The 20129-nt window shown below is 67.9% G+C and carries 23 protein-coding genes; 9 read left to right on the top strand and 14 right to left on the bottom strand.

Annotation, left to right across the window (positions count from 1 at the left end):
- Positions 1-113: 113 nt before the first annotated feature.
- The 3 genes from katG to A5624_RS06150 form a co-directional block, all read right to left on the bottom strand.
- Complete coding sequence (gene katG, locus A5624_RS06160) at positions 114-2354, bottom strand: catalase/peroxidase HPI (protein WP_066863153.1); 2241 nt, start codon at positions 2352-2354, stop codon at positions 114-116.
- A gap of 50 nt (positions 2355-2404) precedes the next feature.
- The gene (locus A5624_RS06155) at positions 2405-2845 is read right to left on the bottom strand and encodes a Fur family transcriptional regulator (RefSeq protein ID WP_156748862.1); all 441 of its coding nucleotides are present in this window, start codon (positions 2843-2845) and stop codon (positions 2405-2407) included.
- A gap of 95 nt (positions 2846-2940) precedes the next feature.
- Positions 2941-4227: an Ig-like domain-containing protein gene (locus A5624_RS06150; RefSeq protein ID WP_066863143.1), complete on the bottom strand. Its 1287-nt coding sequence runs from the start codon at positions 4225-4227 to the stop codon at positions 2941-2943.
- Between the two features lie 155 nt (positions 4228-4382).
- Here A5624_RS06150 and A5624_RS06145 point away from each other — a divergent pair, with 155 nt between their 5' ends.
- Positions 4383-5192 carry a hypothetical protein gene (locus A5624_RS06145; RefSeq protein ID WP_066863140.1) on the top strand — a complete coding sequence of 270 codons (810 nt, stop codon included), beginning with the start codon at positions 4383-4385 and terminating at the stop codon, positions 5190-5192.
- 63 nt (positions 5193-5255) lie between these two features.
- A complete protein-coding gene (locus A5624_RS06140; RefSeq protein ID WP_066863137.1) occupies positions 5256-6746 on the top strand; it encodes an FAD-dependent oxidoreductase in 1491 nt (496 codons plus the stop codon).
- Between the two features lie 13 nt (positions 6747-6759).
- Here the strand turns inward: A5624_RS06140 and A5624_RS06135 are convergent, their stop codons facing one another.
- Both A5624_RS06135 and A5624_RS06130 read right to left on the bottom strand, forming a co-directional pair.
- On the bottom strand, positions 6760-7803 hold the full coding sequence (locus tag A5624_RS06135) for a bifunctional 2-polyprenyl-6-hydroxyphenol methylase/3-demethylubiquinol 3-O-methyltransferase UbiG (RefSeq protein ID WP_066863134.1): 1044 nt from the start codon (positions 7801-7803) through the stop codon (positions 6760-6762).
- A gap of 59 nt (positions 7804-7862) precedes the next feature.
- Positions 7863-9029 (bottom strand): glycosyltransferase, encoded by a 1167-nt coding sequence (locus A5624_RS06130; RefSeq protein ID WP_066863131.1) that lies wholly within the window; start codon positions 9027-9029, stop codon positions 7863-7865.
- Between the two features lie 458 nt (positions 9030-9487).
- Between A5624_RS06130 and A5624_RS06125 the strand changes: the two genes are divergently transcribed.
- From A5624_RS06125 to A5624_RS06115, 4 genes are all read left to right on the top strand, one after another.
- Positions 9488-10870, top strand: a complete 1383-nt coding sequence (locus A5624_RS06125) for a PPE domain-containing protein (RefSeq protein WP_066863350.1) — start codon at positions 9488-9490, stop codon at positions 10868-10870.
- 101 nt (positions 10871-10971) lie between these two features.
- Positions 10972-11445 (top strand): hypothetical protein, encoded by a 474-nt coding sequence (locus A5624_RS28930; protein ID WP_232002212.1) that lies wholly within the window; start codon positions 10972-10974, stop codon positions 11443-11445.
- On the top strand, positions 11442-11735 hold the full coding sequence (locus A5624_RS28925; protein WP_232002211.1) for a papain-like cysteine protease family protein: 294 nt from the start codon (positions 11442-11444) through the stop codon (positions 11733-11735). Before A5624_RS28930 ends, A5624_RS28925 begins: the two co-directional genes overlap by 4 nt.
- Before the next feature lie 60 nt (positions 11736-11795).
- A complete protein-coding gene (locus A5624_RS06115; RefSeq protein WP_066863127.1) occupies positions 11796-12641 on the top strand; it encodes an MOSC domain-containing protein in 846 nt (281 codons plus the stop codon).
- A gap of 36 nt (positions 12642-12677) precedes the next feature.
- Here the strand turns inward: A5624_RS06115 and A5624_RS06110 are convergent, their stop codons facing one another.
- The 7 genes from A5624_RS06110 to A5624_RS06080 form a co-directional block, all read right to left on the bottom strand.
- Positions 12678-12929, bottom strand: coding sequence for a hypothetical protein (locus tag A5624_RS06110; RefSeq protein ID WP_066863124.1), 252 nt, complete (start codon positions 12927-12929; stop codon positions 12678-12680).
- Complete coding sequence (locus A5624_RS06105) at positions 12926-13141, bottom strand: DUF3072 domain-containing protein (protein ID WP_066863121.1); 216 nt, start codon at positions 13139-13141, stop codon at positions 12926-12928. The genes A5624_RS06110 and A5624_RS06105 overlap by 4 nt, the downstream gene beginning before the upstream one ends.
- A gap of 64 nt (positions 13142-13205) precedes the next feature.
- The gene (locus tag A5624_RS06100) at positions 13206-13454 is read right to left on the bottom strand and encodes a DUF6480 family protein (RefSeq protein WP_066863117.1); all 249 of its coding nucleotides are present in this window, start codon (positions 13452-13454) and stop codon (positions 13206-13208) included.
- Positions 13429-14664 (bottom strand): zinc-dependent alcohol dehydrogenase, encoded by a 1236-nt coding sequence (locus tag A5624_RS06095; protein WP_066863114.1) that lies wholly within the window; start codon positions 14662-14664, stop codon positions 13429-13431. The genes A5624_RS06100 and A5624_RS06095 overlap by 26 nt, the downstream gene beginning before the upstream one ends.
- Before the next feature lie 14 nt (positions 14665-14678).
- A complete protein-coding gene (locus tag A5624_RS06090) occupies positions 14679-15167 on the bottom strand; it encodes a hypothetical protein (RefSeq protein ID WP_066863111.1) in 489 nt (162 codons plus the stop codon).
- Positions 15168-15360: 193 nt separating this feature from the next.
- Positions 15361-15615 carry a hypothetical protein gene (locus A5624_RS06085; RefSeq protein ID WP_066863108.1) on the bottom strand — a complete coding sequence of 85 codons (255 nt, stop codon included), beginning with the start codon at positions 15613-15615 and terminating at the stop codon, positions 15361-15363.
- 176 nt (positions 15616-15791) lie between these two features.
- Positions 15792-16340 carry a thioredoxin family protein gene (locus A5624_RS06080; protein WP_066863105.1) on the bottom strand — a complete coding sequence of 183 codons (549 nt, stop codon included), beginning with the start codon at positions 16338-16340 and terminating at the stop codon, positions 15792-15794.
- A 218-nt stretch (positions 16341-16558) separates the two neighbouring features.
- Here A5624_RS06080 and A5624_RS06075 point away from each other — a divergent pair, with 218 nt between their 5' ends.
- Both A5624_RS06075 and A5624_RS06070 read left to right on the top strand, forming a co-directional pair.
- Complete coding sequence (locus tag A5624_RS06075) at positions 16559-17116, top strand: CsbD family protein (RefSeq protein ID WP_066863103.1); 558 nt, start codon at positions 16559-16561, stop codon at positions 17114-17116.
- Between the two features lie 26 nt (positions 17117-17142).
- Positions 17143-17817, top strand: coding sequence for an IF2 family translation initiation factor (locus A5624_RS06070; protein ID WP_066863100.1), 675 nt, complete (start codon positions 17143-17145; stop codon positions 17815-17817).
- Between the two features lie 8 nt (positions 17818-17825).
- On the opposite strand, the gene A5624_RS06065 is transcribed toward A5624_RS06070, so the two are convergent.
- On the bottom strand, positions 17826-18488 hold the full coding sequence (locus A5624_RS06065; protein WP_066863095.1) for a cutinase family protein: 663 nt from the start codon (positions 18486-18488) through the stop codon (positions 17826-17828).
- 105 nt (positions 18489-18593) lie between these two features.
- Positions 18594-19016 (bottom strand): DUF3253 domain-containing protein, encoded by a 423-nt coding sequence (locus tag A5624_RS06060; protein ID WP_369827444.1) that lies wholly within the window; start codon positions 19014-19016, stop codon positions 18594-18596.
- Between A5624_RS06060 and A5624_RS06055 the strand changes: the two genes are divergently transcribed.
- Complete coding sequence (locus A5624_RS06055) at positions 19015-20127, top strand: spore photoproduct lyase family protein (protein ID WP_066863092.1); 1113 nt, start codon at positions 19015-19017, stop codon at positions 20125-20127. The genes A5624_RS06060 and A5624_RS06055 overlap by 2 nt on opposite strands.
- Positions 20128-20129 lie beyond the last annotated feature (2 nt).

Genomic DNA, 20129 nt, shown 5'->3' with positions numbered 1-20129 from the left:
TTTACGTGTCGCGAGATCGCGGGCGCATCGTCCATGAAAGAGGGCGGCATGAAGGAACGGCACCCCGCGAGCGCATGGCTCGCGGGGTGCCGTTTCTTGCCGGTGACCGGGTCTTACTTGAGGTCGAACCGGTCGTTGTTCATAACCTTCACCCACGCCGCGACGAAGTCCTCCACGAACTTGCCGTGGTTGTCGTCCTGGGCGTAAACCTCGGCCAGCGCGCGCAGCACCGAGTTCGAGCCGAACACAAGGTCATTCGGGGTCGCGGTCCACTTGAGCTCGCCGGAGGCCCGGTCGTGCCCTTCGTAGACGTTCTCCGCGGTCTCCGAGGCCTTCCACTCGGTGCCCATGTCGAGCAGGTTGACGAAGAAGTCGTTCGTCAACGCGCCCGGCCGGTCGGTGAACACACCGTGCTTGCTGCCGCCGTGGTTGGCGCCCAGCGCGCGCAGCCCGCCGACGAGCACCGTCAGCTCCGGACCGGTCACACCGAGCATGTAGGCCCGGTCCAACAAGAGCTGCTCGAGCGGGGCCTTCTCGCCGGGCCGCGCGTAGTTGCGGAACCCGTCGGCCCGCGGTTCGAGCACGGCGAACGACTCCACGTCGGTGCTCTCCTGCGAGGCGTCGGTGCGCCCGGGGGCGAAATGCACCGAGATCTCGTAGCCCGCGTCCTTGGCCGCCTTCTCGACCGCCGCGGAACCGGCCAGCACGATCAGGTCGGCGATCGAGATCTTCTTCCCGCCGGAGGCCGAGGCGTTGAAGTCCTGCTGGATCCGCTCCAGCACGGGCAACACCTTGTCGAGTTCGGAGGGCTCGTTGACCTCCCAGCTCCGCTGCGGCTCGAGTCGCAGCCGCCCGCCGTTCGGGCCACCGCGCTTGTCGGTGTTGCGGTAGCTGACCGCGGCCGACCAGGCGGTCTTGACCAGCTGCTGAACGGAGAGACCGGACGCCAGGACCTTGCTCTTCAGGTCCGCAACGTCCGTCTCGTCGACCAGCGCGTGGTCGACGGCCGGCACCGGGTCCTGCCACAGCTGCGGTTCGGGAATCCACGGCCCCAGGAAGCGGGTGACCGGTCCCATGTCGCGGTGCAGCAGCTTGTACCACGCCTTGGCGAAGGCGTCGGCCAGCTCCTCGGGGTGGTCCAGCCAGCGCCGCGTGATGTCGCGGTAGATCGGGCTTTCCCGCAACGAGATGTCGGTGACCAGCATTGTCGGGGCGCGCCCCGGCCCACCGAACGGATCCGGAATGGTCCCGGCGCCCGCGCCGTCCTTTGCGGTGAACTGCCAGGCCCCGGCGGGGCTCTTGGTGAGCTCCCACTCGTAGCCGTACAGCGTCTCCAGGAAGGAGTTGTCCCACTTGGTCGGCGTCGGCGTCCAGACCACCTCGAGGCCGCTGGTGATGGCGTCCTTGCCCACGCCGCTGCCGAACGAGCTCTTCCAGCCCAGCCCCTGCTGTTCGATCGGGGCTGCCTCAGGTTCCGGACCGACCAGGTCGGCGTCGCCGGCACCGTGCGTCTTGCCGAAGCTGTGGCCGCCGACGATCAGCGCGGCCGTCTCCTCGTCGTTCATCGCCATCCGGCCGAAGGTCTCGCGGATGTCGATCGCCGCCGCGACCGGGTCCGGCTTGCCTTCGGGGCCTTCCGGATTGACGTAGATCAGACCCATGGTGGTGGCACCGTAGGGCTGCGCGAGGTCGCGTTCACCCGAGTAGCGCTTGTCGGTTCCCAGCCACTCTTCCTCTTCACCGAAGAGAATCTCCTCGGGCTCCCAGACGTCTTCGCGGCCGAAGGCGAAGCCGAACGTCTTGAACCCCATGGATTCCAGGGCCGTGTTCCCGGCGAACAGCAGCAGGTCCGCCCAGGAGATCTTGTTGCCGTACTTCTTCTTCAGCGGCCACAGCAGCCTGCGCGCCTTGTCCAGGCTCGCGTTGTCCGGCCAGCTGTTGAGCGGAGCGAAGCGCTGCATGCCCTGGCCGCCGCCACCGCGGCCGTCATAGATGCGGTAGGTGCCGGCGGCGTGCCAGCTCATCCGGATGAACAGGCCACCGTAGTGGCCGTAGTCGGCGGGCCACCAGTCCTGCGAGGTGGTCAGCAGCTTGATCATGTCGGCCTTGAGCGCCTCGACATCAAGCTTGGCGAACTCCTCGGCGTAGTCGAAGTCCTCGCCGAGCGGGTCGGACTGGGGAGCATGCGGGTGCAGGCGCGATACATCGACCTGGTTGGGCCACCAGTCCTGGTTGGTCCGCGGGGCGCTCGACTTGGGCTGCGGTGAAGGGATTGCTGGGTTTTCGCTTTCGCTGTTGCTAGCCGACCCGGCGTCGGGTTGGGGAGGGCGGCTGGCGGATGTATCAGATGACACAGCATTCCTTTCGAGGGTGGGTGAATCGGGCTGCGATCACGGGCTGTGATCTAAGAACCTGTCGTCGAGCAATCGGCACACAGGCCCCAGTAGATGACTTCGGCCTCGTCGAGAATGAAGCCATCGAGAACGTTGTCGTCGTCCGAGGGCGTCAGGCAGGGAGCCTCACCGACGGCGCAGTCGATGTCGGCGATGATCCCGCAGGATCGGCACACGACGTGGTGGTGGTTGTCGCCGACGCGCGATTCGTAGCGCGCGACCATGCCCAGGGGCTGGATGCGCCGAACCAGACCGACGGTGGTCAGCGCATTGAGCACGTCGTACACGGCTTGACGCGAAACATCGGGCAGGCCAACCCGTACCGCCGAGAAGATCGTCTCGGTGTCGGCGTGCGGATTGGCGTCCACGGCTTCCAGCACGGCAACCCTGGGCCGGGTGACCCGCAGATCGGCCATCCGCAACCTGCCCGCGTAATCGGCCGTCGATGACACGCCACCAATATGACGCCTTAATTGGAACGAGTCAAGAGTTTATTGTGAAATGGGGCACAACACGAGGCGACGAATGAGGTGGATCACCTGCGGGCTCAGGTCGGTTTCAGGGCGCTGCCCTTGCGCCAGTCGTCCCAGCTGAGCGTCCAGTCGCCGTTTTGGGCCAGCGTCAGCGGTGGCCCGCCGCTGTTGCGGACCTCGACTACGTCGCCCGGTACCGAAAAGTCGAAGAACCATTTCGCGTTGTCGGCGTTGAGGTTCAAGCAGCCATGCGACGTGTCGCGGTGGCCCTGGGCCCATACCGTCGCGTCGAGTTCGTGCAGATATATGCCGTCGCTGCTGATCTTGGTCGCCCAGTTGATGGTTTCGCGGTATCCGAGCCGGGAGTTCTTGGGCAGGCCGAAGGTCGAGGAGTCCATGATGACGGGATTGCCCTTGTCCAGCACCGTGTAGACCCCGGAGGGGGTCCACAGCGAGATAGTCTTGCCGCCGACGTTTTCCGTGCCGCCCATTCCCATGCTGGTCGGCATCGTGCGCACCAGGTTTCCGTTGTCGAAGACGCTGACCTGGTGGGTGGCGTCATCGGCGATCGAGACGTGTGCGTCGCCGATCCGAAACGAGACCTTGGTGTCGTCCTGCCCGAACAGGCCGTCGCCCAACGCTATTCCGTAGATCTTCGCCTCCGCGGTGACGGTCGTGCCGGGCGCGTAGTAGTGCTCGGGCCGCCAATGAGCGTTCTGGTCGTCGACCCAGTACCAGGATCCCTCGACTTTCGGGTTTGTGGTCACCGACAGTTGTCGCTCGGCGGCGGCGCGATCCGCGATCTTCTCGTCGAAGTGCGCCACGATCACCGTTCCGACGCCGTAGGTGCCGCCGTCGTGCAGCGCGGCCTCCGACGTGGCGGTGAACGACACCTTGGTCTGATTGGACGGCTTCAGCGTGGAAAACGACGAAACCTGCTTGGCCGCAACACCACTGACGCCACTGCTGGTGACGGTCAGGGTGTAGGTGTGTCCGTAGCCCAGCGGGACCGTCGGCTTCCACACCGTGTTGTCGGGTGTCATGACGCCCTCGATCGGCTTGCCGCTCTCGTTGACCATCTCGACACCGGTCAGGGTTCCGTTCTCGGCTTTGACCGTGACCGGGGCGACCGGGTCGACGTCATGCGAGTCGGGGGCGGGAGTGATCGTTATCTGCGCCGGCCCAGCGGTTTTCGCGGGCGCGCCGCCCTGCCCGCAGTGACCGCCCAGACAATGTGTGATCGACACAACGTATATCGCGGCCACCGCGGCGACGATCACGCAGACCGCGAGCAAGAGTCGGCGAGGCCGGCTGACCCGCAGGATCCGGCCGACGAACTGATCGCTGTTCTTGGACATCATGAAGCTGCCGAATCCCTGCTTTCTGGTTCTCGCAGGCCTGAGAATTCTGCCCGGCGAAGTCGATGTTGTAGGTGAGGTATCCCGCGACATGCGGTTTTTAAACCGCCCGGGGTAACCGGGGCCTGCAACCGGCGTGCGCGCGAGATCATGGCGTCATGGCCGATGACGAACTCGACAGCCTCTATGAGGTGGCGCCGAAGGAGTTCACCGCGCAACGCGCCAAACTGGCCGCCGCCGCCAAACAGCGCGGCGATACCGCCGCGGCGAAACGGATTTCCGCCGCCAACAAACCGACGACGGCCGCCTGGGTCGTCAACCGGCTGGCGCTGCGGCACGCGGACACCCGGCGGCGACTCGCCGACCTCGGGGAGCGACTGCGCGCCGCGCATGCGGCGATGGATGGCGGACGGATCCGGGACCTGACGGCCGAGCAACGCAAACTCATCGACGAGCTCACCCGCAAGGCGCTCGAGGAGGCCGATCTCAAGCAACCGTCGGCGGCGGTGCGCGAAGACCTCACCAGCACGCTGCAGGCCGCCATCGCCGACCCGCAGATCGGGGACCGCCTGGGCCGGTTGACCCGGCCCGAGCAGTGGTCGGGTTTCGGTGGCTTCGGCGAGGCCGCGCCGGAACCGGCGGGGACTCCGAGCGAACCGGCGAAGCGCCCCGGCGCCCCGGCTCGGAAGCGGTCGGCGGACGCCAAGGCGCAAACCGAACGGCGCGAGAAACTGAGCGCGGCCGTCGACACCGCCGAACGCGTCAAGGCCGAGGCCGATGACGCGTTGTCGCTGCGACAAGCCGAACGAGATGGCGCCCGCCGGCGTCGTGACGATGCGGCGCGGGCGTTGCGGGCGGCCGAACGGGAACTCGACCGCGCCGAAACGGACTACGACGAGGCGCGGCAGGTGAGCCGAGCCGCCGCGGAGTCGGTGAAGGAGGCCAAAGCGCGGTTGAAGCGGGCGTGAGCCCGCCGGGTGCGTTTCCACGGGCCGGGCCGGGGTATCAGCAAAGCCGTGACCTCTTTGTGGATGACAGAACGAAGCGAACAGCCCTGGACCGCCAGCCCGCTTGACCAAGGTTCGGTGTCCGCCGATGTCATCGTGGTGGGCGCCGGCATCACCGGCCTGATGACGGCCGTCCTACTGGCCCGCGCCGGCAAGGACGTGCTGGTGCTGGAGGCGCGCACGGTGGGGGCGTGCGCGACCGGGAACACCACCGCCAAAATCAGCCTGCTGCAAGGCAGTCAGCTCTCCAAGGTGCTACCGCGGCATGGCCGGGACCTCGCGCGCGCGTACGTGGACGGCAACCGCGAAGGCCAGGAGTGGGTGCTGGCGCACTGCGAGGCCAACGGCGTCGCCGTGCAGCGCGAGGACGCTTACACCTACGCCCAGTCGGTGCGGGGCGTTCCGCGGGCGCGTGCCGAACTGACCGCGTGTCAGGCGGTGGGCCTGCCGGCGGTGTGGGACGACGACGCCGACGTGCCGTTCCCCTATCACGGCGGGGTGCGGCTGGCCGACCAGGCGCAGTTCGGCCCGATGCCCTTCCTCGACTCGCTGGCCGTCGAGCTGCTCGACCGCGGCGGACGGCTGGTCGAGCGCACCCGGGTGCGTCGGGTCTCCTGGCGCGGCAAGCAGGTCCGCGTGCAGGTCAACGACGCCGCCGAGCGGGACGTCGAACTGCAGGCTCGCCAGCTGGTGCTGGCCACCGGCATCCCGATCCTGGATCGCGGCGGTTATTTCGCTCGGGTGAAGCCCAGCCGGTCCTACTGCCTGGCCTTCAAGGTTCCGGGCAACATCACCCGCCCGATGATGATCTCCACCGACTCGCCGACCCGTTCGGTGCGGTACGCCCCGGTCGCGGACGGGGAGCGGCTGATCGTGGGCGGCGCCGGTCATACCGTGGGGCGCGAGAAGAGTCCGTCCCAGGCGCTCGACGAACTGTCGGCGTGGGCACGCAAGCACTACCCGGGCGCCGTGCAGACCCACTTCTGGTCGGCGCAGGACTATACCCCGATCGACCATCTACCCTATGTGGGTCCGATCCTGCCGAACAGCGAAACCATTTTTGTCGCAACGGGTTTCAACAAGTGGGGGATGACCAACGGGGCCGCCGCGGCGCTGGCACTGTCGAGCCGCATCCTGGGCGGGCGGATGGACTGGGCCCGCGCGTTCGCCAGCTGGAGTCCGCACGAGTTGACCGGGTTGACGACCGCCCTGCAGGCCAACCTCGAGGTCGGCTTCAACCTGACGAAGGGCTGGATCACCCCGTCGATACGGACTCACCGCCGCAGCCCCGTCAACGGGGAAGGCGGCGTGGTGAGCGGCCCGCCATGGCATTTGGAGGCGCGCTGCCGCGTCGACGGGACCGAGCATCGCGTCTCACCCGTGTGCACGCACCTCGGCGGGATCGTGAACTGGAACGACGCCGACAAGGCGTGGGAGTGCCCGCTGCACGGGTCGCGGTTCGCGCCCGACGGCACCTTGCTGGAAGGGCCGGCCACCCGCGATCTGACCGCGTAGACCGGCGCCCGACTCAGCCCGTCTTGCGAAAGACGAGCCAGCGCAATTCGATTGGGGAGTCACCACGCTCGACGTCGAACACGTCGAGGCCGCCGGCCCATCCCTCGAACCATCCCGTGGGCGGCCAGGCGTCCGAAGCCGACCGGGCCTTCTCGTACTCGTAGGCGGAGTCGTCGGCGATCGGTTCGAGGGGCAGGCCGGCCGCCGCGGCGGCCACCTCGTCGCGGGTGAAAATCATGCTGTTGCACTGCTGGCTGAATTGCACGGCGGCGTCGTCGGGGACATAGCCGTCGCGGGCCAGGAAGGTGTTGAACACCAGCCGGCCGCCTCGCGCCAGGCATTCGGTGGCGAGTTCGAACATGCCGCGCAACTCGCGCGTCGTGCGGAAGTCGGACACCACCTCCGAGAGCACCATGAGCTGATAGCGCTCGCGTACACCCTCCATCGCGGTGAAGACATCGCTTTGAATGACGTTCACGCTCAACGATTCGCCGGCGGCGTCGGCGACGATCACCTCCGCGAACTTGGCGGTCATCTCGACCGCATCGACCGGATGCCCGCGCCGGGCCAGGGCCAGCGCGTTGCGTCCGGTGCCCGCGCCGACGTCCAGCACCCGATAGGCCGAAGGGTCGGCCGCCTCGGCCGCCAGGGCGAGCACGCGTGCATCCGGCTCGGTGCCGAACAACGGCGGCGGGCGGACCTGCACCCACTGGTCGTAATCGGCCTCGACCGTGCGCCAGTCGGCTTGGACCCGGAAATTCACGTCCGTCCCGAACGGAGCCTGATACGAGATCAATACCTCCGAACGGGGGGAGGCCTTGAAGGCCTTCGCCAACTCGACTTCCAGCGCCGCCCGCAACCGAGCGGAGTTTTCCGCGGTGTACCAGACGCCCAGGGTGGCGCAGACGTTGCCGCACAGCGCGACGTACTCGTCGATGAGGGCCGGCACCGCAGGCACCCTGATGTGGCCCTCGGCCGACAAGCGCCGATACAGCCGCCGGATCATCGCTTCGCGCAGCATCAGCGGGTCGAACGACGCATTCGGCGGATCCTGCACCAGAACCTTCTACACGACCTTCCGGCTTTGCACCACCGCTGGGATGAACCGGCGCTCCGCTACGCCCGGCAGGCGGCGCCTTCGAGGAGGTCGGCCGCCGCCGCCACGCTTTCGGCGGGTTTGCTCAGCCGGGTGGCGACCTCCCTGGCGCGGCTGAGGTAGTGCGCAGAACGCACCGAGCGCAGGTCGGCGACCAACGAGTCCAGGGTGGAGGCCGAGAACGCCCGTCCCACGCCGACTTCCAGCTTGCCGATCGCGTCGGCCCAGATCGGTTGATCGAGCCACAGCCAGAGAATCAGCATGGGCACGCCCGCCCGCAGGGCCGCGGCGGTGGTGCCGGCACCGCCGTGGTGCACGATCGCACGGCAGGCCGGAAACACCGCGCCGTGGTTCACCGTCTCCACGATCTTCACGTGGTCGGCGGCCAGGATATGGGTGAAATCGTTTGGGCCGCTGCAGATCAACGCCCGCTCGCCGATCTGCGCGCAGGCCGCGCTGATCACGGCGACCGTCTCGGCGGGGGAGGTGACGGGCGTGCTGCCGAATCCGAAATAGATCGGCGGCGTCCCGTCGGCGATCCACGACAACACCTCGTCGTCGGCGTCGGTGGGCAGACCGAGGGTCAGCGACCCGACGAAGGGCCGCCGGTATCCCGGCCTGGCCCATTGTTTGGCCAGCTCGGGCGCCAGCAGCTCGTCGTATGTCTGGATCTCCAGCGGCGATTGCGCCGACGGGGTGCCGGGCAGTCCGAGCGCCCGCCGCTGCGCGCCCTCGGCGGCGCTGGTGACGTCCGACTGCAGCCGGCCCAGTTCCAACGTCTCGGCGGGAAAGAAGTGCAGCGCCGCCAGTGGGATGCCGAAATGTTCGGCGACGTTGGCGGCGAGCCGCTGTTCGTTCATCCCGGCCACCAGCAAGTCGGCACCGGCCGCCAACGAGGCCAGCGTCTCGCTCTTGCCGGTCCACACGGTGGTGACCCGCTCGATGACTTGCGGCAACGCGCTCATCGGGTTCTGCACGTTGCGGACGAAGGTGGTGGCCATGTTGATCTGCTCGCGGCTGTCGGGCCCGTAGGCGACCGCAGCAAGCCCCACCGACTCGGCCACGTCGAGCTTGTCGGGCGGGACCGCGATCACGACGTCGTGTCCTCGCCCACGCAGCTCGCGGGCGACGGCAACGCAGGGCTCGACGTCGCCGCGGCTGCCGTAGCCGGCCAGCACAATTTTCATCAACAGACCTCACTCGCGGGGATGGGATCAAATCCAAGCAGAAGGGAGGGCCGCCCGACTTGCTGGGCGCGCGCCTACCCCGCTGACCACGGATTTGTCGACGGGCAGGCTGCGGGCAACCGCGCGGGAGCGGCGAGCGCGGCCCGGGCAGATGCCGTTGAAAGCCCGCTGAGAGTGATTTGCGCAATACGAGCAGAACCCTTGTGAGTTTCCGCCGTCATGTGCAGGTAACCTATCGTTAACCCACGGCAACAGTTTCGCTGTAATCGTTGACGTGGGGGCACCTACAACGCGTAAGACCGGTCCGCTAGCGCTGGGGACGGTCTTATTCGGCCGTCTTCGCTCGCGGCACTGGCAGCACCGGAGGGAATGCGATTTGTTTGCTGCTCGGCTGGTTATCCCCATACGACGCGCATCGAGGTCGTCGCGGTCAGTGGATGCAATCGGAGGAGAACGACATGGACTTCGCGGTACTACCGCCGGAGGTTAACTCCGCGCGGATGTACGCCGGTCCGGGGTCGGGACCGATGCTGGCCGCCGCGATGGCCTGGGACGAACTGGCCGCCGCGCTGCAATCGACCGCGACCTCGTACGAGGCCGAGATCACGGCCCTGACGTCCGGCCCGTGGGTGGGCCCGTCGGCGGCGTCCATGGTCGCCGCGATCACCCCGTACCTGGACTGGATGCGGGCCACCGGCGCCCAGGCCGAAGAGGCCGCCAACCAGGCCAGAACCGCGGCGTTCGCCTACGAGACGGCGTTCGCCGAGACGGTGCCGCCCCCGGTGGTCACAGCCAACCGCACCCTGTTGGCGACGCTCGTCGCCACCAACGTTCTCGGGCAGAACACGCCCGCGATCGCCACGACCGAGGCGGAGTACGCCGAGATGTGGGCGCGCGACACCGCGGCCATGTTCGGCTACGCGGGTTCCGCGGCGGCGGCGACGCGGCTGACGCCGTTCACCCCACCCGACCAGACGACCAACTCCGACGCCGCGCAATCCGAGGCGGTAGCCCAGGCCACCGGCACCGCGGCCGGCAGCACCCGCAATGCGGTGGCCCAGCAGTCGTTCTCGGCGGTGCCCAACCTGCTGAGCAACTTTGCGGCCACGCCCAACGCCGTCGCCGCCGACCCCACGGCCCTGGATGGGCTGGACTTGGGAGCCGATCTCATCACCTATTTCCTCGACGGGCCGGCATCAGTGGTTGGGATCGGCGTCGATGCGCCCATGGCCACGGTCGCCCTTCCGTTCGACATCGCGGGCACCTTGACCGGTTTCCACACCGACGACATCGTCAGCGGCTGGGCCGGGGTCCAGTCCTTTCCGGGAGTGGGCCCGGTGCCGCCGTCGCCGTTTCCGGTCATCACGAACCCGGCGGGGGGCTTCGGAACGCTGGCGTCGGCGGGCCTGGGCCAGGCGAACACGGTCGGCGGCCTCTCGGTGCCGCCCGGCTGGACCGCGGCCGCCCCGGCAATTCGCCCGGCCGCCCTGGTGCTTCCGACCACCACCGCCGGTGCCGCCGCGGAGGCGGCCGCCGCGGCCGCGCCCAGCGGCGCCGGGAGCCTGTTCGGCGAGATGGCCGTGGCGAGCATGGCCGGGCGCGCAATGGCCGGCACCGGCGGTGCGCTGGGTCGCGAGCGGGCCCGGACCGCCGACGCCGGCAAGGCCAAGCGCGAGCCGAAGAAGGACCCGGCGAACGAGCCGGCCGCGCCGCAGGTTGTGGCCGGGGGTCCCATCACCAGCATCGCCGCCGAGTTGCGCGAACTCGCGTCGCTGCGTGACGCGGGGATTTTGACGCAGCAGGAATTCGAAGAGCAGAAAAAGCGCCTGCTGCCGAGCTGATCCGGGCACAACGGTTCACCGGTCAATCGGCCATGGCGGCGCGGTACGGTTGTTACCGTTTGCTGGCCATCCGACCGTCGACGGGATTTCTCCTAGCCCTCATGTTCACCTTCCGGCTCGCCCGAGTGGCGGTGGCGGGCGCGTGCATCGCCCTGACCGGTGCGCCGCTGGTGGCGTGCGGCTCCGCCCCGCCGGCGACCACGGCCGTTACCACCTCAGTGACGAAAGTCGTTGCGGCACAGAGCAGTACACCTCTCGCCCGTTCGGGCGGCCCTGCGCCGACGACGGCATCCGGCGTGTACGGCGACCCCGCCGCCGCGGCGAAGCACTGGGTGGCGCAGTCGCTCGAGGACAACTGCGGCCTCGTCTCGGTCGCCGACGTCGTGGGTGAACTCACCGGCAACGCGCCGACCGAGCGGCAGATGCTGGACCTGGCGGAGTCGACACCGTCGGGGGCCAATCCGGGGCCTATCTACGCGCCGCGCAACGACCCGAGCCACTCCGGACCGGACAGCGGGTCTCGATGGCCGACTTGGTCATCCTGCTCGACCACTTCGGTATCAAAGCGGAGATGACCGCGGAGTCCGACCGGGATCGCAACGGCCTGCCCCTGCTCGAGCAATATCTGGCGCAGGACCGCAAGATCATCGCGTTCGTCAACTCCTCGGTGATCTTGAACGCCGACGACCAGCGCACCAAGGCCGACCACTTCCTGGTCGTCACCGGCATCGACACGGGCAGAGATATCGTTCATCTCAACGACCCCGGCATCGACCACGCCAACGAACAGGTCAGCGTCACCGCGTTCATGGGCGCCTGGCAGACCAGTGATCAGTCGATCGTCGTCACGGCGGCACGCGGCTGATCACTGGTAACGCCAGGCGGTTTCGGGCACAGTGTGCAGTACTACCGAGCGAGGTACCTCATGGAGAAGTCGTCCGCCCTTAACGCTTCCGGGGCGGTGCCGATGCGGGTGCAGGCGTTGCTTCGGTATCCGGTCAAGTCGATGCTGGGCGAGACCCTCGATTGCCTGCCGGTCGACGAGCGTGGCGCCGACGGCGACCGGCGATTGGCACTGCTCGACGGCGAAACGGGGCACGTGGCCAGCGCCAAGAATCCCCGGCTATGGCGCGATCTCCTGACGTGCACCGCGCACGCGGACGCCCGGGGAGTGCGCATCAGGCTGCCCGATGGGACCGACGTGGCCGCCGACGATCCCGGCGTCGACGAGCTGATCTCCCGCTTGACGGGACGGCGGGTGCGGCTGATCGCCCAGCGCCCCGACGGTGCGACACTGGTGCGCCCCGATCCGGAGCAACTGCTCGAACTCGGTCTGGACGCCGAGGTCGGTGGCCGCATTCTGCGGATCGCCGCCACCACCCCGGGTGAATCGTTCACCGACGAGGCCCCGTTGCATGCGATCACGACGGCCACCCTTGAGCACATCGGTGTGGAGGCGCTGCGCTACCGCCCGAATGTGGTGATCGCGACACCGCCCGACTATCCGCCATACGCCGAAAACGAGTGGGTTGGCGGCGAAATGGCCGTGGGTGAGACGCGGTTGCGCGTCCTGACGGCCACGTCACGCTGCGTGGTGCCCACGCTCGAGCACGGCCCGTTACCCCGGGCTCCGCAGGCGCTTCGGATCCCCGCCGCCGAAAACCGTTTGGACACAGGCGGTCACGGCAAACAGGCGTGCGCGGGCGTTTACCTCGCCGTGGTGACCAACGGCATCATCCGCGTCGGTGACGCCGTCACTGTCGCGCCATAGACCGGCCGTCCGGATCGGCGCACCGCCTTCGTGGCGTCAGCCACCGAGATTGCGCACCGCCGTGTCGAGTTCTTCGGCCTGTTCGACCAACTCGCGGTCGGACAGCTCTGCGTGCCCGACTCGCTGCACCAGTTCCTCGCGCGTCGCGACCTGCAGGGCGCCCCGGTACTCGTCGGAGTTCAGATCCGCCGGCGCGACGACCGCGGCACGCCCCTCGACCACCACCAGCGCTGTGTCCGCGTCCTTGCTGGCGAGCAATCGCCGGACGTCGTCGGCACCGATGGTCATGAGCCACCCCGCCCGGTTCGTTGTTGCAGCTCGTCGATCAAGCGGGAGGCCTGAGCCTTGGTGAGATTCTCGGGGACCTGTTCGCCCGCTTCTTGCGCCAGCGTGTTCAAGTAGCTGCGCTGCGGGCCGGTCATGGGCTCGTCGCCGGTCACCCACTGCGACTGGTCCTTCTCCGGATTCTCCTGTGGCGCCTGCGCGGCATCGTCGGACATGCATTTGGCTATGCCCGCTACCCGGCCAACGTAATCAGGAGCCGGCGCGAAAGGTTTCGGCATGCTAGCCCGCCGCCCCGGTCATCTTCATCACCAGCAACACCGCCACCGCGATGAACACGAGGACGAAGACGCCGACGGCGACCACGGTCAGCACGAGACTGGGAGTGAATCGTCGGGTGTTCGGCGGCTGCGGCGCAGACACCCCCGAGGTCTGGGGCGCGGCCGGGGGGGTGGCGCCCGGTGCGGTGCCTCCTCCGGGCTCGAGGCCGGGGATCTGCGTCGGGTCAGGATCGGGAGGTTGCGCGGTCATGATCGGCTGCGGCCCTTTCGTCGCGGGCGGCGCTGGGGACATTCGGTCGCATCGCCACCCGAATGCAGTTGTCCTTCTTGTTCTTGAACAGCTCGTAGGCCCGCACTCCGTCCTCCAGCGACACGTCGTGGGTGATCAGCTTGGCGGGGTCGAGGTCGCCCTGCTCGACGTAATCGAACAGCCGGGTTATATAGCGTTGTCCGTGTTGTTGAGCGGTTTTCAGGGTGAGGCCCTTGTTGGTCAACACCCCAGTCGGGAACTTGTCGGTCAAGCCGTATACCCCGAGCACGGACACCACTCCACCTTTGCGGCAGGCCAGGATCGCCTGGCGAAGCGCGGAAGCGCGGTCGGTCTCCATGCGCAGCAGTTGCTTGGCCCGGTCGTAGAGCTGCTGCACCCCGGTGCCGTGGCCCTCCATGCCGACGGCGTCGATGCAGCCATCGGGTCCGCGGCCGCCGGTCATCTCCCTGAGCGTCTCGTGCACACTGTCGACCGCCTTGTAGTCGATGGTCTCCAGCCCGAACTCGTTGCGCGCCAGGGCCAACCGCTCCGGGATGCGGTCGATGACGATGGCCCGCTCGGCGCCCAACAGCAGGGCGCTCCTGGCGGCCATCAGGCCGACGCCGCCGGCACCCCAGACCGCGACGGTGTCGCCACCGGCGATGTCGCAGAAGTCGGCGCCCATGAAGCCGGTGGGCACCGCGTCGGATAAGAACAGCGCCTGCTCGTCGGTGATATCACCGGGAATCGCAAAGCAATTCGCGTCGGCGAAAGGCACCCGGACGTATTGGGCGTGCGAACCCGCGTAGCCACCGAACGGGTGCGTGTATCCGTAGATACCGCCGGACGGGTATCCCAACAACGGCTGTTGCAGTTCGGCATTGGGATTCGTTGTATCGCAACACGAATACATTTCGTGATCGCAATACCAGCACTGGTTGCATGCGATGAAGGACGGCACCACGACGCGGTCGCCGACTTTGGTGTCGCGCACCTGCGGACCCGTCTCCGCCACCACCCCCATGAATTCATGGCCGAACACGTCGCCGGCCCGCATGCCCGGCAGATACCCGTCGATGAAGTGCAAGTCCGACCCGCAGGTCGTGGTGAGCCGGACTTCGACGATCACGTCGTGCGGGTTCAGGATTTTCGGGTCATCGACCGTTTCCACGGACAGGTCATTGACGCCGTTCCAGCACAGTGCACGCATGTTGAGCCTTTCGCTTACCGCGCGGATTTCCGCGCGCTGGGGTTGGACCGGATGGTCGGCACCTCGCCCGTCTGCATCAACGCGCGCAGCCGGTACAGGATCTTGAAAGCCGCGGCGCCGGACAACAGCGCGGGCGCCGGGGCCTTGATCCGCAGCGTCACCTCGGTGCCGAGCTCGTGTGGGGCGGGCCGATACCGGACGGCGATCTCGTTGCCCTGGCCGACGAAGCGCACTGCGCCGGGCTCGGCTACCCGCGTGGACTTCCACTCAACGGGCGGTTCTGCCGACATCTTCCAGCGATAGCGATCCCGTTCGTCGACGTCGATCTCCGCGATGTCACCGAGCACCACCGACAACTGGTCGGGGTCGCGCCAGAACTGCTCGATGCGCTCGACGGGGCACGCGATGGTGACCGTTTGCGCCCTGCCCTGCCGGGACGGCAGGTCGATCACCTTGTTCACGGCGCCCAGTACTTGCTCCTTGGCGGACTCTAGATAGCTCACCGCGTGCTCCCTCCGTCGGGGCATGGCGGTACCCGCCCACGGGCCACCCAAACCGAGCGCGCTGCAGCGAGTTGGCCGAACCGATCGGCGCACGCGACGGTGTCAGTCCGCGCCGGCCCCCGCACGGTGCGCGTCGATTAGCGGAAAGTCCTGCCCGACAACAGGTTCGGGCACGCTTGTCGCGCTGGCGGCCTTAACTCTGCGAGTTCTGGGTGGGGCTCTGCGCGGACTCCCACTTGGCCTCGAGCGATCTCGTCACCCTGGTGCCGGCGGGCAGCTCGAGCTGAAATGTTTCACCGCCATCGGCCTCGAACGTGACGAGATATCCCGCGTCGCTGGAATCCTTGAAAACGACCTTGTAGGGCTGTTCACCCGAACCGCGGTCCACGGCGATGATGTCGCCAGGGGTGACGTCGTCGATCAGGTCGTTTCCGGAGACTTTGGACATAGGGTCGACGTTAGCCGAAGAGACGCGGCCGCTGCCCGGGCCGGCCGGGTCAGTGACCGACCTCACCTAGGGTTGCAGGAAGGTCTTGAATGGCGCGACGCTCGTCCATGGCGCGGTAGGCCTCGGCGACCCGCTCAAGGGCCCAGCTACCCGCAATCGCCGCTGTTAACCGCGCCTCAGCGCCATTTGATGCCGCATCCGATCGACGGACGCTGCTCGGGGCTCACCGGTCGCCCGGCCAGCACCGCGTCGACGGCGGCACGGACGTCCGCGGCGGTGACCGGCCGGCCGTTGCCGGGTCGCGAATCGTCGAGCTGGCCGCGATAGACCAGCCGGCGGTCGCCGTCGAACACGAACGTGTCGGGCGTGCACGCGGCCGAGAAGGCGCGGGCGACGTCTTGGGTTTCGTCGTACAGGTAGGGGAAGGTCCAGCCGTGGTGGCGGGCCTCCGCGACCATCTGCTCGGGGCCGTCCTGCGGGTAGGTGGCCACGTCATTGCTCGAAATGCCCACCATTGCAACGCCCTGCTCGGCGAGGTCACGCCCCAGCGCGGCAAGCCCGTCGGCGACGTGCTTCACATACGGGCAGTGGTTGCAGATGAAGGTGACGACCAGGGCCGGCCCCGACAGGTCGTCGCGGCGCAGCGTGCGGCCGGTGGCCGGCTCGGGCAGCGTGAAATCCGGCGCGACAGTGCCCAGGGCGAGCATGGTGGACTCGATGGCCATGCGGGCCAGGGTATCGCCCTTTTGTTGGGATCACGCACGACACCGGGCGATCCACACGAAACATCTAATGGCGCTTGGCAATTCATCACCAATACCCGCGCTCGGGCCGCTTGATTGCGCATGACCCCGGACACGCCGATGTTTGAGCGGCCCCGTCCGTGGAATCACACACCGTGGCACGAACGAACGTTCTTGGCCAACCCTCAAGGAGTATTTCGATGAGTGAGCACAATATGGCCGACGAAGCGCGCAGGGGCCTGATCGACTCGGTCAAAGGCAAGGCAAAAGAGGTCGTCGGCGCTGTTACGGGCAACGAATCGCTGACCGCCGAGGGCCAACTCGAGCAGACCCAGGCGCATGAGCGCAAGGAAGCGAACGCGGCGGAGGCCGTGGCAGAAGCCCAGGTCAAGCAGGCGCAGGAGGACGCGGCCGAGGCCAGGGTCGAAGGCGCCCAGCAACGCCTGGCGGCGAACGCCCAGGCCGTCGCCGCCGAGAACTCGATCGAGGCCCAGGAGGCCGCGCAGAAGCGCGCGGCCGACCGCGCGGCCCTTCAGCAGGCCACCGCCGCGAAGACCCAGGCCGAGGTGGACGCGCAGCGCGAGATCCAGCAAGCCAAGGCCGAAGAGCGCGCGGAAATCCGCGAAGCGTCCGAGGACATCGTCGACGCCGTCGCCGAGCATCAGACCTCGGTTCAGGTGGCCCGCAACGACGAGTCGGAAGCCGACCGTCTGCGACGCCATGCCCAGAACGTGACCGACGAAGCCGACCTGCCCTGACGGCGGGCCTTACCCAGGAGAAGTTGATGAAAATTTCCGAAGTCCCGTTGGCAGTTCTGCGGTTTCATTACCAGCTCGCCCGGTTCCCGCTGCAGTTGATCGAGGATCGGGTGGTCAACCGCATCCCGACGGAAGCTCCCGCGCGACTGCTCTACGAGCGCTCGCTGGGCATGCTCGACACCACGGTGGGCAACGCGCTCGGTGATCCGGCGATCGTCGAACGGGGGACCGCCCTGGTCGATCGCAGCGACGCGCTGGGCCGTGCGGCTCAATTGGATGCCAGGGCCGCCGCCCGGAAGGAACAGGCCGACGCGAAGCTCAAGGGCGCCCGCGACGAGGCGATCCGCGAGCGCGAGGAGGCGCAGCAGGCCACCAAGCAGGAGGTCAAAGAGGCACGCGTCAACGCCGAGCAGCGCAAGCGTGCGGCGGCGCAGTCGGCGCAGCAGCAGAGCGCCGCGGCCAAGCAGCGCGCCGACGAGGCGGCCGCCAAGCGCAAGCAGGGGGTCGAGTCAGCCAAGCGCCAGGTGGAAAGCCGGACTCAGGCCGCCGAGAAGGCCGCGGCCAAGGCCTCGGCCGCCAAGGTCGACGAAGCCGAGGACAAGCTCGGCGAGGCGGCCGCCACGCGCGCCGAGGCGGATCGGGTGGCCGAGTTGGCGGCCGCCGAGAAGCGGCAACGGCAAGAGGAGCGGGCGAAGGACTGAGGCCGCCTCTAGGTTTGCGGCGAGCCCTGGTTGATCCGGTCGGCCGCAAACGTGGCGGCCTGGGCCGTCATCCCGGCGTCGATGTAGGAAACGTGGGCCATGATGTTGCCGCCGCCGGAGCAGATCGGGTCGTCGGGCGCACACAAGCTGGTGACCTTGCCGCTATAGGCAGGATTGATTGTCGGTAGCGGCTGACCGCCCCACAGCATGCTGGAGAACTGGCTGGTGGGCTCGCCGAAGAGGGCGACGGCGGCGACGTGGTTTGCCGCCGCGGGTGGCAGCGCGTTGGTGGCCAGATCGATCACCGTCGAGCCCTGGGAGTAGCCGCCCAGCACGATGCGCGAGTTCGGGCAGCCGGCGATGACGTCCTGGATGTGTGTGCTTGCGTCGGCGGCGCCCGCGTTGGCGCTGTTGTGATAGTCGTCGTTGGCCGGGTAGTTGACCGCATAGACGTCGACGGACTTACCGCCGAGCTGCGAGGTGAGCGAGTCGACGAAGGCCTGTCCGATGTTGCCGAGGCCGGGCTCCTGATGGGTGCCCCGGGCGAAAACCACCGAGACATCCGAGCAGGGATCGGCGGCGGCTGTGGGGCCGCCGATGGGTGCACTCAGCAGCGCCCACATCATCAGAACCGGGATACCAACCAAGCGAGCAAGTCCGCGTGCACTCATGCCGAAATCCTGTCATATCGGCGGTTCCGGCGGTTCCGGCGGTTGGCGCTAGGCCGGCCGGACGCCGGTGGGAAGACGAAAGACGTTGCGCCCCAGTGCTAATTGCTAGGTCCCGGTGGTGCGGATGCGGATGGGTCCGGCCCAGTCGCCGTCGGGGTCGACGGCGTTGCCGCGCTGGGTGATCTCCACGTCACCCGATCTGGCGAGGCGCCGGGCGGCCAGGCGGGCGTCGTCCATCAACGCGCGCCAGTCGTCGCCGCCCACCGCGCGGGCGGCGTCCGACGGGCAGATGCTGCTGCGTGGCCCGCGATGCTCGGCCAACGCGCGGATCGACGCCTCCAGCCGCCGCCCGATCGGTCCGTCGCCGAGGGCGGTCTCGGCGTGGTCGGCGCCACGGCCGCCATCGCTGAGCACGCGAACCAGTTCGTCACGCAATCGCTGACCCATCCCACCAGTCAAGGCCACGGCGTCACCGGTTCGCCAGCGCCCGATGGAACCGCGCCCGGCGGGCGGGCGTTGGATAAACATGCCGCCCACGCTCGCCGAAGACACGAATGCGCACCGGGCGCCGGTCGACCTCACGGACCGCCTTCTCGACATCAAGCGGATCTACCACGAGCCCGACATCGACCGGTTCCCCCGCGCGCGCCAGGTGCTGGACCGATTTCCCGACGCCGAGCGCATCCAGGTCGCCTCGCACCAGGCGATTCCAGGCCTGTATGGCAACGAGGGCAACGTCGAGGACTGGGTCCGCATCAAACGAGAAGTGCTCGTCCTGGGCGAGAAGAAGAGCCTGTCGGCGCGCCGCAACGAGCGGTCCAGCGATTGGATCGCGCCCTCGACGGCCAATGGGTGCGCGATGGCGTGCTCGTATTGCTACGTCCCGCGCCGCAAGGGCTTCGCCAACCCGATCACCGTGTTTGCGAACATCGAGAAGATCACCGGTTACCTGGAACGCCACGCCGCCTGTCAGGGCGTCAAACCCGAGCCCAATCAATGCGATCCCGTCGACTGGGTCTACGACATCGGGGAGAACAGTGACTGCTCGGCCGATGCGATGGTGTCCGACAACGTGGCCGACCTGATCGAGCTGTTCGCCCGCCTGCCCAATGCCAAGGCCAGCTTCGCGACCAAGCTCGTCAACCGCGACCTGCTGAACCGTGACCCCAGGGGCGGCACCCGCGTGCGGTTCAGCCTGATGCCGGCGCAGGCATCGCGCCTGGTCGACATCCGCACCTCGAAGATCGCCGACCGCATCGCGGCCATCGACGACTTCGTCGAGGCGGGCTACGAGGTGCATCTGAATCTCAGCCCGGTCATCGTCTACGACGGCTGGCGCGACGACTGGGCCGAGCTGCTGCAACAGGTCGCCGACAACACCAGCGAGCGCACCAAGCGCCAGCTGGCGGCCGAGGTCATCTTCCTGACGCACAACCAGGAGCTGCACGACGTCAACCTCGGCTGGCATCCCAAGGGGGAGGAGCTGCTGTGGCGGCCGGACCTGCAACAGCTCAAGCGCAGCCAGAGCGGGCAGTGGAACGTCCGCTACAAGAGCCCTTGGAAGGGACGCTGGGTGCAGGACCTGACCGACCTGCTCGCGGTCACGCTGCCCGCGTGCCGAGTGCGGTACGCCTTCTGAGC

Origin of the sequence: Mycobacterium sp. 1482292.6 (genome assembly GCF_001672995.1) — a bacterium.
Lineage (GTDB): Bacteria > Actinomycetota > Actinomycetes > Mycobacteriales > Mycobacteriaceae > Mycobacterium > Mycobacterium europaeum_A.
This window is presented reverse-complemented; position numbering and strand designations above follow the sequence as displayed.

Excerpts from the sequence above, each read along its gene's own strand:
- A5624_RS06150 (WP_066863143.1), bottom strand. The coding sequence starts at position 4,227 with ATGATGTCCAAGAACAGCGATCAGTTCGTCGGCCGGATCCTGCGGGTC.
- A5624_RS06145 (WP_066863140.1), top strand. The coding sequence starts at position 4,383 with ATGGCCGATGACGAACTCGACAGCCTCTATGAGGTGGCGCCGAAGGAG.
- A5624_RS06140 (WP_066863137.1), top strand. The coding sequence starts at position 5,256 with ATGACAGAACGAAGCGAACAGCCCTGGACCGCCAGCCCGCTTGACCAA.
- A5624_RS06130 (WP_066863131.1), bottom strand. The coding sequence starts at position 9,029 with ATGAAAATTGTGCTGGCCGGCTACGGCAGCCGCGGCGACGTCGAGCCC.
- A5624_RS06125 (WP_066863350.1), top strand. The coding sequence starts at position 9,488 with ATGGACTTCGCGGTACTACCGCCGGAGGTTAACTCCGCGCGGATGTAC.
- A5624_RS28930 (WP_232002212.1), top strand. The coding sequence starts at position 10,972 with ATGTTCACCTTCCGGCTCGCCCGAGTGGCGGTGGCGGGCGCGTGCATC.
- A5624_RS28925 (WP_232002211.1), top strand. The coding sequence starts at position 11,442 with ATGACCGCGGAGTCCGACCGGGATCGCAACGGCCTGCCCCTGCTCGAG.
- A5624_RS06115 (WP_066863127.1), top strand. The coding sequence starts at position 11,796 with ATGGAGAAGTCGTCCGCCCTTAACGCTTCCGGGGCGGTGCCGATGCGG.
- A5624_RS06110 (WP_066863124.1), bottom strand. The coding sequence starts at position 12,929 with ATGACCATCGGTGCCGACGACGTCCGGCGATTGCTCGCCAGCAAGGAC.
- A5624_RS06105 (WP_066863121.1), bottom strand. The coding sequence starts at position 13,141 with ATGTCCGACGATGCCGCGCAGGCGCCACAGGAGAATCCGGAGAAGGAC.
- A5624_RS06100 (WP_066863117.1), bottom strand. The coding sequence starts at position 13,454 with ATGACCGCGCAACCTCCCGATCCTGACCCGACGCAGATCCCCGGCCTC.
- A5624_RS06095 (WP_066863114.1), bottom strand. The coding sequence starts at position 14,664 with ATGCGTGCACTGTGCTGGAACGGCGTCAATGACCTGTCCGTGGAAACG.
- A5624_RS06085 (WP_066863108.1), bottom strand. The coding sequence starts at position 15,615 with ATGTCCAAAGTCTCCGGAAACGACCTGATCGACGACGTCACCCCTGGC.
- A5624_RS06080 (WP_066863105.1), bottom strand. The coding sequence starts at position 16,340 with ATGGCCATCGAGTCCACCATGCTCGCCCTGGGCACTGTCGCGCCGGAT.
- A5624_RS06075 (WP_066863103.1), top strand. The coding sequence starts at position 16,559 with ATGAGTGAGCACAATATGGCCGACGAAGCGCGCAGGGGCCTGATCGAC.
- A5624_RS06070 (WP_066863100.1), top strand. The coding sequence starts at position 17,143 with ATGAAAATTTCCGAAGTCCCGTTGGCAGTTCTGCGGTTTCATTACCAG.
- A5624_RS06065 (WP_066863095.1), bottom strand. The coding sequence starts at position 18,488 with ATGAGTGCACGCGGACTTGCTCGCTTGGTTGGTATCCCGGTTCTGATG.
- A5624_RS06055 (WP_066863092.1), top strand. The coding sequence starts at position 19,015 with ATGCCGCCCACGCTCGCCGAAGACACGAATGCGCACCGGGCGCCGGTC.
- A5624_RS06060 (WP_369827444.1), bottom strand. The coding sequence starts at position 19,016 with ATGTTTATCCAACGCCCGCCCGCCGGGCGCGGTTCCATCGGGCGCTGG.